The organism is Mycobacterium terramassiliense (genome assembly GCF_900157385.1).
GTDB lineage: Bacteria > Actinomycetota > Actinomycetes > Mycobacteriales > Mycobacteriaceae > Mycobacterium > Mycobacterium terramassiliense.
Window position 1 is genome coordinate 702,689 of record NZ_LT717699.1, and the last position, 11,213, is coordinate 713,901.

Consider the following 11,213-nt stretch of genomic DNA (forward strand, 5'->3'; position numbering starts at 1 on the left):
ACCGCGAAGGAGGCGCAATGAGCCAGCCCATAGCCGTGCAGAACTTCTCCCATATCTGCCTCGGCGTATCCGACATCGAGGCGTCGCGCAAGTTCTACACCGCGGTGCTGGGCATGGACGTCGTGTTCGACGTCGAGCTGGCAGGCGCCGGATTGGACTCCGTGACCGGCGGGGCCGCGCAGCAGGGCCGCATGATCGGGGGGCTGATCGGCGGCGTCATGGTCGAGTTGCTGTCGCTGGGCGCGGTCCCGGAAACCCCGAGCGGGCCGCACCTGGGCTACACCAACATGTCGTTCCGCGTCGACGATCTCGACGCCACCTACGACACCGTTCGCCGGCACCACCCCGGCGTGCGGGCCGAGCCGCCGGTCGACATCGGCGGAGTCCGGATGTTCTTCATCCACGACCCCGACGGCACCCCCATCGAACTCCTGGAGTTGCCCGGCGGCGCGTCCAGCACCGTGCAGCTCTGGCGCCCCCAGGGCTGAACAAGCCGGGTGATGTGTTCCGCGCCACTGATTACGGACGTACGCTCACGAAGGGCAATCTGACCCCGCGCCAAGGAGGACGCCAATGACAGCACCCGAGCGCCCGGCCACGTTGTGCGAGGCGTTTCAGCGCAGCGCGGCGGTCGCCCCGGATGCCGTCGCGCTCCGGACGCCCGGCGACACCCAGACATTGACGTGGCGGGAGCTTGCGGAGCGGGTGCGGCAGGCCGCCGCGGGCCTGGCGGGCCTAGGAGTGGGGCGGGGCGACACCGTGTCGCTGATGATGGCCAACCGGATCGAGTTCTACCCGGTGGAGATCGGCGCCCAACACCTGGGCGCCACTTCGTTTTCGGTCTACAACACGCTGCCCGCCGAGCAGCTGACCTACCTGTTCGACAACGCCGGCACCAAGGTCGCGATCTGCGAGGAGCAGTACGTGGACCGGATTCGCGCCAGTGGTGCGCCCGTCGAGCACATCGTCTGCATCGACGGTTCGCCGCCCGGCACCATCTCGCTGGACGACCTGTATGCCGCCGCACGCCAAGATTTCGATTTCGAGTCGACCTGGCGCGCGGTGCAACCCGACGACATCGTCACGCTCATCTACACCTCCGGGACCACCGGAAATCCGAAGGGCGTGGAGATGACGCACGCCAATCTGCTGTTCGAAGGCCTCGCCCTCGACGCCGTCCTGCCGATGAAGTTCGGCGACCGCGTGACGTCTTTTTTGCCCACGGCGCACATCGCCGACCGGGTGATGGGGTTGTACGGCCTGGAGGTGTTCGGCAGCCAGGTCACCGTCGTCTCCGACGCGCGCGCGATCGCGGCGGCCCTGCCGGACGTTCGGCCCACGGTGTGGGGCGCGGTGCCGCGGGTGTGGGAAAAGCTCAAGGCCGGAATCGAATTCGCCGTCGGCCACGAGGCGGACGAGACCAAGCGGCAGGCGTTGCAGTGGGCGATGTCGGTGGCCGCCCGGCGCGCCGCCACGCTGGTGGCCGGTGAACCGATGCCGGAGCAACTGGCCGCCGAGTGGGCCCAGGCCGACGAGTTGGTGTTGTCGAAGCTGCGGGAGGGGCTCGGGTTCGGCGAGCTTCGCTGGGCGGTCTCCGGGGCGGCGCCGATCCCGAAGGAGACGCTGGCGTTCTTCCTGGGCATCGGCATCCCCATCGCCGAGGTGTGGGGCATGTCGGAGCTGAGTTGCGTTGCCAGCGTGAGCCATCCGCGCGAGGCGCGCCTGGGTACCGTCGGCAAGCTGCTGCCCGGGCTGGAGGGCAGGATCGCCGAGGACGGCGAGTTTCTGGTGCGCGGTCCCCTGGTGATGAAGGGCTACCGCAGGGAACCCGCCAAGACGGCGGAGGCGATCGATGCCGAGGGCTGGTTGCACACCGGCGACATCCTCGAGGTCGACGACGAGGGCTATCTCAAGGTGGTCGACCGCAAGAAGGAGCTGATCATCAACGCGGCCGGAAAGAACATGTCCCCGGCCAACATCGAGAACACCATCCTGGCCGCCTGCCCGATGGTGGGCGTGATGATGACGATCGGCGACGGACGGCCGTACAACGCGGCGCTGATGGTCTTCGACGCCGAATCGGTCGGCCCGTACGCGGCCCAGCACGGCGTTGCCGACGCGTCGCCGGCGGCGCTGGCCGCCCACCCGGAGGTCATCGCGCGGATCGCCGCCGGCGTGGCCCAGGGAAACACGAAACTCTCACGGGTGGAACAGATCAAGCGCTTCCGGATACTGCCGACGGTGTGGGAGCCCGGCGGGGACGAGATCACGCTGACGATGAAGCTCAAGCGCAAGCCGATCATGACGAAATACGCGAGCGAGATCGAGGAACTCTATGCCGCGGATCGGCACCCCGAGGTCCACGAGCCCGCCGAAGCCGCCACGGTGCAGCCGGCATGAGCGGGGGGCCGGGGGCGACGGCGCGCGAAATCGGTCGCGCCGGAGTGCGAAAGCTGCTGCAGCGCACCGGGATCGTCGACGAATCGACGGCGCCATTGCCGACCGATACCGACGAGGTCGTCCAGCTCCTGGCGGCGCCATGGTATGACGAGCGGCTGGGCAAACTGGCCGAGGAGCTCGGGCGAGACCACGACGGCGTGCGCGCCGAGGCCGCCTCTTACTTGCGTGAGATGGCGCCGTCGCTGGACGAGCGCGCGGTGAAGGCCTGGCGCAGCTTTTCGTGCTGGCTGATGCGGGCCTACGACATCCTGGTCGACGAGGATCAGATCGCCGCGCTGCGCAGGCTGGACCGCAAAGCGACGCTGGCGTTCGCCTTTTCGCACCGCTCCTACCTGGACGGCCTGCTGCTGCCCGAGACGATCCAGGCCAACCGGCTCTCGCCCGCGCTCACCTTCGGCGGCGCCAACCTGAACTTCTTCCCGATGGGCGCCTGGGCCAAGCGCACCGGCACGATCTTCATCCGGCGCCAGACCAAGGACATTCCCGTCTACCGCTTCGTGCTGCGCGCCTACGCCGCCCAGCTGGTGCAGAACCACGCCAACCTCACCTGGTCGATCGAGGGGGGCCGGACCCGGACCGGCAAGCTGCGGCCCCCGGTGTACGGGATCCTGCGCTACATCAGCGACGCGGTCGACGAAATCGACGGCCCCGAGGTCTATTTGGTGCCGACCTCCATCGTGTACGACCAGCTGCACGAGGTGGAGGCGATGACGACCGAAGCCTACGGCGCGGCCAAACGGCCCGAGGACTTCCGCTTCCTGATCCGGCTGGCGCGACAGCAGGGGGAGCGGCTGGGCCGCGCCTACCTGGATTTCGGCGAACCGCTGCCGCTGCGCAAGCGCCTCGAGGAGCTGCGGGCCGACGAGCCCGGGACGGGCACCGAGATCGAACGCATCGCGCTGGACGTCGAGCACCGGATCAATCGCGCCACGCCCGTCACCCCGACCGCGGTGGTGAGCCTCGCGCTGCTGGGCGCCGACCGGTCGCTGTCCATCAGCGAGGTGCTGGCCACCGTGCGCCCGCTGGCGAGCTACATCGCGGCGCGCAACTGGACGGTAGCCGGCGCCGCGGACCTGACAAACCGTTCCACGATCCGCTGGACGCTGCATCAACTCGTCGCCTCGGGCGTGGTCAGCGTCTACGACGCGGGCACCGAACCGGTCTGGGGGATCGGCGCCGACCAGCATCTGGTCGCGGCGTTCTACCGCAACACCGCGATCCACATCCTGGTCGATCGCGCCATCGCGGAGACGGCGTTGCTGGCGGCCGTTGAGGACGCCGAGAACTCCGTGGACCGCCAGGTGTTGCCGACGGCCGTGCGCGACGAGGCGCTGAGCCTGCGCGAGTTGCTGAAGTTCGAGTTCTTGTTCTCGGCGCGCGCCCAGTTCGAAAAGGAGCTCGCCGACGAGGTGCGCCTGATCGGGCGGGTGGAAGACACCAGTAAGGCCGCGCCCGCGGCCGATGTGCGCGGGCTCCTGGAGAAGGCCGACCTGCTGCTGGCGCACCTGGTGTTGCGCCCGTTCCTGGACGCCTACCACATCGTCGCCGACCGGCTGGCCGCCCTCGAGGACGAATCGTTCGACGAGGACGAATTTCTGGGCGAGTGCCTCGAGGTGGGCAAGCAGTGGGAGCTGCAGCGCAGGATCGCCAACGCCGAGTCGCGGTCGATGGAACTGTTCAAGACCGCGCTGCGGCTGGCGCGGCACCGCGAGCTGGTGGACGCGTTCGAGAGTCCGGACATCGCCCAGCGACGACGCGACTTCGCCGACGAGATCGCCACCGCCATCAGGCGCGTGAACGCCATCGCGGAACTGGCCCGGGCTCGGTCCTGATCAGCCGAGATCGACGGCGGCCGCGTGCAACTCGCGCAACGCCGCGCACGCCATGGCGCCCAGGTCTTGCTCCTCGCCGGGCTCGGCCCACTGGGCATAGGCGGTTTTGAACGCCACGCCGCCCAGTTCCGCGGCCAGCACGGCCGTCGGCGCCGGAATGCCGCGCGTTTGCAGCGCCTCGGCCATCGCCGCCGACAGCCCAATCTGCTTGAGCGCGTTGCGTTCTTGGAGCTCGGTGCTGGCGGCGATCGCGGCCTTGAGCCGGGGCGCGAGTTCGCGGTTGAACGAGGTGAACGCGGCCGCGGCGGCCTTCAGGCCGCAGCAGACCACGGCCAGGGGTGTGGCGTCGGCGGGCGCGGCGGCGATGCCCTCTCGAAGTAGTTGCGCGATGGTGTCCTGGCCCGCGGCCAGCAGATCGCGTTTGTCCGGGAAATGACGAAAGAAGGTGCTCTTCGTCAGCCCGGCCCGCTCGGCGATCTGCGCGACCGTGGTCTCGTCGTAGCCGCGCTCGTTGAACAGCTCCAGCGCCGCGGCGACCAGGCGTTCGCGTGCGTCGGGTTGCCAGCGGCCCATGACGCCATCCTACCGTGATGGGACAACTATCCCATCAGTGCTGTAGGGTGATGGGATCATGGTCGCATCACCCGAAGGGAAGTCTCTCATGCGCGTGTTCGTCACCGGGGCCAGCGGAGGAATCGGCTCGGCCGTCGTCTCGGAACTCGTCGCGGCCGGCCATCGGGTGGTGGGGCTGGCGCGATCCGAGGCCGCGGCCGCGACCGTCAGCCGGCTCGGCGGTGAGCCGCTGCGCGGTGACATCGCCGACGTCGAGGTCCTGAAAAAGGCGGCCGGCGACACCGACGGCGTCGTCTACCTCGCGTTCAACCACGACTTCACCGGCGTGGGGGACGCCATCGGCGCCGAAGCCCGCGCGGTCGCCGCGCTCGGTGAAGCGCTCGTCGACACCGGCAAACCGCTGGTGCTGGCCAGCGGCACCCCACCGGTACCGGGACGTCCGAGCACCGAAGGCGATCCCTTCGCCAGCGGCGGGCCGATGGCGGGACGCGGCCACACCGGCCGGGCCGTCGTCGATCTGGCCGAGCGCGGCGTCCGATCATCGGTGGTACGGCTGCCGCGGTCGGTGCACGACGCCGGCGGCCGGTACGGTTTCGCCGGCATCCTGATCCAGGCCGCGCAAGCCAGTGGCGTGTCCGCATACGTCGGCGACGGCGCGCAGCGCTGGCCCGCCGTCCATCGAGACGACGCGGCGCGGTTGTTCCGCCTCGCGCTCGAACAAGCCCCGCCCGGCTCGGTGCTGCATGCCGTGGGCGACGAAGGAGATCCGATGCGTGCGATCGCCGAGGTGATCGGCCGGCGGCTCGGCGTTCGCGTCGACTCGGCCCCGGCCGAGAGCTTCGGCCCGCTCGGCGCCATCTTCGCCGTCGACCAGCCCTCCTCGAGCGCGCTGACGCGCGAGCGATTCGGCTGGAAACCCACCGGCCCCAGCCTGCTCGAGGACCTGGAATCGGGCGAGTACCCCCGGTCAGGGGAAATCGGCGCGCCCTAAGGTGGGCGTATGCCGCTTTCAGGTGAATACGCCCCCAGCCCGTGGGATTGGTCCCGCGAACAAGCCGACAAGTACGCCGAGTCCGGTGGCACCGAGGCCGCAGACATGAAGGGGAAACCCATCATTCTGTTGACCACAGTCGGCGCCAAGACCGGCAAGCTGCGCAAAACCCCGCTCATGCGCGTCGAGCACAACGGCGAGTACGCGATCGTCGCGTCGCTCGGCGGCGCCCCCAAGCACCCGGTCTGGTACCACAACGTCAAAAAGAACCCGCGCGTCGAGCTGCAGGACGGCAACGTCACCCGCGACTACGAGGCCCGCGAGGTATTCGGGGACGAGAAGGCCACCTGGTGGGAGCGCGCCGTCGAAGCGTGGCCCGACTATGCGGACTACCAGAAAAAGACCGACCGCCAGATTCCGGTCTTCGTTCTGACCCCGGTCGACTAATTTCCACCGGGCTAATTCCCAGCTGGGCGGCATGGCACCATTGATCGGTGTCCGCTGAATTCAGTCAGAGCCCGAGCAGGTCGCCGCTGTGCGCGGCTGACATCGATGCCGCGGCGCAGCGGATTGCCCCTGTGGTCGCGCCCACCCCGCTGCAGCTGAGCGATCGGCTGTCGGCGATCACCGGCGCGCAGGTGTACCTCAAGCGCGAAGACCTGCAGGTGGTGCGCTCCTACAAGCTGCGCGGCGCCTACAACCTGCTGGTGCAACTGTCGGGGGAGGAGCTGGCCGCGGGCGTGGTGTGCTCGTCTGCGGGCAACCACGCGCAGGGCTTCGCCTTCGCCTGCCGGGCGCTGGGCGTGCACGGCCGGGTCTACGTGCCGGCCAAGACGCCCAAGCAGAAGCGCGACCGGATCCGCTATCACGGCGGGGAGTTCATCGAGCTGATCGTGGGCGGATCGACCTACGACCTGGCCGCCGAGGCCGCGCTCGCCGATGTCGAACGCACCGGCGCGACGCTGGTCCCGCCGTACGACGACCTGCGCACCATGGCCGGCCAGGGCACCATCGCCGTCGAGCTGCTCGACCAGCTGGATGCCGAGCCCGACCTGGTCGTGGTCCCGGTGGGCGGCGGCGGCTGCATCGCCGGCATCACCACCTACCTGGCCGAACGGACGACCAACACCGCGGTGCTGGGCATCGAGCCGGCCGGCGCCGCGGCGATGATGGCCGCGCTGGCCGCCGGCGAGCCGGTGACGCTGGACCACGTCGACCAGTTCGTCGACGGCGCCGCGGTGAAACGGGCGGGGACGCTGACCTATGCGGCGCTGGCCGCCGCCGGCGACATGGTGTCGATCACGATGGTCGACGAGGGAGCGGTATGCACCGCGATGCTGGACCTGTATCAGAACGAGGGCATCATCGCCGAGCCGGCGGGTGCGTTGTCGGTCGCGGGCCTGCTGGAGGCCGACATCGAGCCCGGCTCCACCGTGGTGTGCCTGATCTCGGGCGGCAACAACGACGTGTCGCGCTACGGCGAGGTGCTGGAGCGCTCGCTGGTCCACCTCGGGCTCAAGCACTACTTCCTGGTCGACTTCCCGCAGGAGCCGGGTGCGCTGCGGCGGTTCCTCGACGAGGTGCTCGGGCCCAACGACGACATCACCCTGTTCGAGTACGTCAAGCGCAACAACCGGGAGACCGGGGAGGCGCTGGTCGGGATCGAGCTGGGATCGGCCGCGGGCCTGGACGGCTTGATGGCGCGGATGCGGGCGACGGAAATTCACGTCGAGGCCCTCGAGCCGGGCTCGCCGGCCTACCGGTACCTGCTGTAGGCGCCGAACGTCGAGTTGTGGCGCGGAAAACGCGAAAGCGCGCAAACAAGTCGACGTTCGACGCCTAGAGGTAGGGCGGCAGCGGGGTGGCGGGATCGAGGTCGTCGGCGGGCACCGGAGTTCCGGCCGCCAGGCCGAGCGGCACCACGCCGGCCCAGTGCGGCAGCGCGGCGTCCTCCGGATCGTCAACCGGCCCGCCGGTGCGCAGCTTGGCCGAGACCTCGACGAGGTCGAGGGCGAGCACCCCGGTGGCGGCGAGTTCGCGCGCGTTGGGCGTCCGGCAGTCGTCGGCGCGCCCGGGCCGAATGTGGTCGAGCAGGCAGCGCAGCGCGCGCAGCTTCTCCGCGGGATCCTCGACCACGCGCGCGCCGCCCCGCACGACCACCGAGCGGAAGTTCACCGAATGGTGCATGGCCGCGCGGGCCAGCACCAGCCCGTCCACCAGGGTGACGGTGACGCAGACCGGCAGACCCGACCCGGTCGCGGCGGCCGCCGTCGCCGCCAGCATCGGGCCGCCGCCGGTCGAGCCGTGCAGGTAGAGGGTCTCGCCGAGGCGCGCGTGCGTCGTCGGCAGCACCACCGGCCCGCCGGCGCCCAGGTAGCCCAGGTGGCAGACCAGGGCCTCATCGAGGATCTGGTGCACGGTCGCGCGGTCGTAGTCGGCGCGCTCCCGGTAGCGGGTCGGCGTGGTCCGGGGGGTGGGGTGGTAACTCAACGGATTGCCTTCACATTTGTTCTAGTACATAATAATTCTCGTGCCAGTACAATATACGGGGACCGGTGCGGAATCCATAGCCGCCAGCGTCGAGGAGGCCATCTCCCGGGGCGCGCTGGTGCCCGGGGCGGCGCTGCCGCCGATCCGCGAACTGGCCGGACGACTGCGCGTCAACGCCAACACCGTGGCCGCGGCGTACCGCCTGCTGCGCGAACGCGGGGCCGTCGAGGCGGCCGGGCGGCGCGGCACCCGGGTGCGGCACCGCCCGGCGACCACCCCCCGCTCGCTGCTGGGGCTGGACGTCCCCGCGGGCGTGCGCGACCTGTCCACGGGCAACCCGGACCCGGCCCTGCTGCCCATCGGATCCGTCGAGACGCCGAGGGCCGGACCGCTGCTCTACGGCGAGCCGGCTGCCTCGGCCGAACTGCTGGAACGGGCGCGCGCCGCGCTGGCCGCGGACGGCGTCCCGGCGGATCACCTCGCGGTCACCAGCGGGGCGCTCGACGGCATCGAGAGGGCGCTGGCCGCCCACCTGCGCGCCGGCGATCGGGTGGCCGTCGAGGATCCCGGCTGGGCCAATCTGCTGGATCTTGTTGCGGCGCTGGGGTTCTCGCCCGAACCGGTGCGGGTCGACGACGACGGGCCGCTGGTCGCCGACGTGCAGCGCGCCCTGGCCCGCGGCGTGCGCGCGCTCGTCCTCACCGGCCGGGCTCAAAACCCAACGGGCGCGGCGTTATCCGCGGCCCGCGCGGATGAGCTGCGTGGCCTGGTTTCCGGTGCCGAGCTGCTGGTGGTCGAGGACGATCACTGCGCGGGGATTTCGGGCGCGTCGCTGCACACCCTGGCCGGCTCGACCGGGCAGTGGGCGTTCGTGCGGTCGGCGTCCAAGGCCTACGGCCCCGACCTGCGCGTCGCCGTGCTCGCCGGGGACCGGCGCACCATCGAGCGGGTGCAGGGGCGGCTCCGGCTGGGGCCGGGATGGGTGAGCCACCTCCTGCAAGACCTCGCGGTCCGGTTGTGGGCCGACGACGGGGCGTCGCGCCTGATCGCGCGGGCCGAGGCGCAGTACACCCGCAACCGCACCGGGCTGCGCGAGGAGCTGGCTCGACGCGGCGTGAGCGCCCACGGCCGATCGGGGCTCAACGTGTGGGTGCCGGTGCCGGACGAGACGGTGGCGATCACCCGGCTGCTCGCCGCGGGTTGGGCCGCGGCGCCGGGCACCCGGTTCCGCATGCGCACGGCGCCCGGAATACGCGTCACCGTGGCCGATTTGAGATCCGACGAGATCGAACCGCTCGCCGACGGGATCGCCAAGGCCGTGCTGGCTACGGGCCGTCCGAGCGTGTAGGGATGCCGGCGGCGCGGGCTACGTCGCCGTAGGCGGCGGCGAGGCCGGACAGCGACGCGTGGGCGTTGCGGCCACTGGGATTGGGGACCACCCACAGCTCCGTCGCCGGATAGGGCGATACCTGCCTGCCCGAGCCGGCCCGGCGCTCGCCGAACGCGTCTCGAAAGGCGGTGATCCCCAGGACCGCGACCACCTTCGGGGAGTACTTCCGCACCGTCCGGTCCAGCTTCCGCCGGCCCTCGACCAGCTCCGCGACCGTGAGTTCGTCGGCGCCCGCGCTCGCCCGCTCGACCAGGTTCGTGATGCCAATTCCGCGCGCTAGCAAGTAATCCCGGTCGGTCGGGGTAAACCCGGACGAGGCGTCGATCAGATGATCGGTGATGCCGGCGCGGTAGAGGGCCGGCCAGAACCGATTGCCGCGGGGAGCGAAATGCGCCTGCACCGCAACGGTTCTCAAGCCCGGATTGATGCCCACGAACAGTAGCCGGACGTCGGCGGAGATCAGGTCGGGCAGCGTCCGACCGCTGAACCCCTTCAGCTGTTCGCGAGTGAACCGCACCGCACCCGCCGGTTGCCTAGTCCAGATCGGCGGTCAGGTAGCCGGAGTCGCCGCCGAAGGCGGCCATCTCGTCGTTGGGCAGCTCGAACCCATGGGCGGAGTAGCACTGCTCGGTGGTTCGGATGTTCACCCGCCAACCGTGCCCGGTGAGGTACTCGGCGGCGGTGTTGCGCTCGCCGGTGTAGAACAACTCGGCCAGGTTGATGTTGGAGCCGATGCGCCGGGACCGCTCGGTCAGCCGTTGCGCCCAGTCCGAGGGGACGTTGCGCAGGTCCAGATGTTCGGTAGCGATCCGGCTGCCGGGCGCGGAAAGCGCGACGACGTTGTCGAACAGGCGATCCTGAGCCTCCGGGGGCAGATACGGGAGCAGGCCTTCGGCGCTCCAGGCCGTCGGCTGTCCGGTGTCGAAACCGGCGGCCACCAGCGCCGCGGGCCAGTCGTCGCGCAGGTCGATCGCGACCGTGCGGCGCTGCGCGGTCGGCTCGGCGCCCAGGCCCGCCAGCGTCCGCGTTTTGAAGTCGATGACCGCCGGTTGGTCGATCTCGTACACCACCGTGCCCGCCGGCCACGCCAGCCGGTAGGCCCGGGTGTCCAGGCCCGACGCCAGGATGACGGCCTGCCTGATGCCCGAGCCGGTCGCCTGCATGAAGAAATCGTCGAAAAAGCGGGTGCGCACGGTGATCTGTTCGTTCATGGTCCGGCGGTTCAGCACCGGATCGTCGTCGCCGGGCCCGATCTCGCCATCGATCAGCTTGACGAAGGTGTCGATGCCCACCGCCCGCACCAGCGGGTCGGCCCACGGGTCGGCCAGCAGGGGATCGGGGCCCCGGGAGGCCATTGCCCGTGACGCGGCGACGGCCGTGGCGGTCGCGCCGACGCTCGACGCCAGGTCCCAGGTGTCGTTCTCGGTGCGGGTCATCCGCGAACTCCTTGTCCACGCAGCCATGCGTTAGTTAGGTC

11 protein-coding genes are annotated in these 11,213 nt (G+C 70.3%); 7 read left to right on the forward strand and 4 right to left on the reverse strand.

Features of this window, described 5'->3' with window-relative positions; all coding sequences use genetic code 11:
* The first annotated feature begins 17 nt into the window (after positions 1-17).
* From MTAB308_RS07550 to MTAB308_RS07560, 3 genes are all read left to right on the forward strand, one after another.
* The gene (locus MTAB308_RS07550; RefSeq protein ID WP_077098841.1) at positions 18-488 is read left to right on the forward strand and encodes a VOC family protein; all 471 of its coding nucleotides are present in this window, start codon (positions 18-20) and stop codon (positions 486-488) included.
* 85 nt (positions 489-573) lie between these two features.
* Positions 574-2,400, forward strand: coding sequence for a fatty acid--CoA ligase FadD11 (gene fadD11, locus MTAB308_RS07555; RefSeq protein WP_077098842.1), 1,827 nt, complete (start codon positions 574-576; stop codon positions 2,398-2,400).
* Positions 2,397-4,292, forward strand: coding sequence for a lysophospholipid acyltransferase (locus tag MTAB308_RS07560; protein ID WP_077098843.1), 1,896 nt, complete (start codon positions 2,397-2,399; stop codon positions 4,290-4,292). Before fadD11 ends, MTAB308_RS07560 begins: the two co-directional genes overlap by 4 nt.
* Here the strand turns inward: MTAB308_RS07560 and MTAB308_RS07565 are convergent, their stop codons facing one another.
* Complete coding sequence (locus tag MTAB308_RS07565) at positions 4,293-4,865, reverse strand: TetR/AcrR family transcriptional regulator (protein WP_077098844.1); 573 nt, start codon at positions 4,863-4,865, stop codon at positions 4,293-4,295.
* A gap of 88 nt (positions 4,866-4,953) precedes the next feature.
* Here MTAB308_RS07565 and MTAB308_RS07570 point away from each other — a divergent pair, with 88 nt between their 5' ends.
* From MTAB308_RS07570 to ilvA, 3 genes are read left to right on the forward strand one after another with little or no spacing between them, the layout of a single operon-like run.
* A complete protein-coding gene (locus MTAB308_RS07570; protein WP_077098845.1) occupies positions 4,954-5,856 on the forward strand; it encodes an SDR family oxidoreductase in 903 nt (300 codons plus the stop codon).
* Positions 5,857-5,865: 9 nt separating this feature from the next.
* Positions 5,866-6,303, forward strand: a complete 438-nt coding sequence (locus MTAB308_RS07575) for a nitroreductase family deazaflavin-dependent oxidoreductase (protein WP_077098846.1) — start codon at positions 5,866-5,868, stop codon at positions 6,301-6,303.
* A 47-nt stretch (positions 6,304-6,350) separates the two neighbouring features.
* Complete coding sequence (ilvA, locus tag MTAB308_RS07580) at positions 6,351-7,631, forward strand: threonine ammonia-lyase (protein WP_077098847.1); 1,281 nt, start codon at positions 6,351-6,353, stop codon at positions 7,629-7,631.
* 64 nt (positions 7,632-7,695) lie between these two features.
* Here ilvA and MTAB308_RS07585 read toward each other — a convergent pair whose 3' ends face one another.
* Positions 7,696-8,346: a pyridoxamine 5'-phosphate oxidase family protein gene (locus MTAB308_RS07585; protein ID WP_077098848.1), complete on the reverse strand. Its 651-nt coding sequence runs from the start codon at positions 8,344-8,346 to the stop codon at positions 7,696-7,698.
* 40 nt (positions 8,347-8,386) lie between these two features.
* Between MTAB308_RS07585 and MTAB308_RS07590 the strand changes: the two genes are divergently transcribed.
* Positions 8,387-9,694: an aminotransferase class I/II-fold pyridoxal phosphate-dependent enzyme gene (locus MTAB308_RS07590; protein ID WP_077098849.1), complete on the forward strand. Its 1,308-nt coding sequence runs from the start codon at positions 8,387-8,389 to the stop codon at positions 9,692-9,694.
* Here MTAB308_RS07590 and MTAB308_RS07595 read toward each other — a convergent pair.
* Positions 9,672-10,253, reverse strand: coding sequence for a mismatch-specific DNA-glycosylase (locus MTAB308_RS07595; RefSeq protein ID WP_077098850.1), 582 nt, complete (start codon positions 10,251-10,253; stop codon positions 9,672-9,674). The two genes, MTAB308_RS07590 and MTAB308_RS07595, sit on opposite strands and share 23 nt — an antisense overlap.
* A gap of 16 nt (positions 10,254-10,269) precedes the next feature.
* Positions 10,270-11,172 (reverse strand): class I SAM-dependent methyltransferase, encoded by a 903-nt coding sequence (locus tag MTAB308_RS07600; protein WP_077098851.1) that lies wholly within the window; start codon positions 11,170-11,172, stop codon positions 10,270-10,272.
* Between the last annotated feature and the right edge of the window lie 41 nt (positions 11,173-11,213).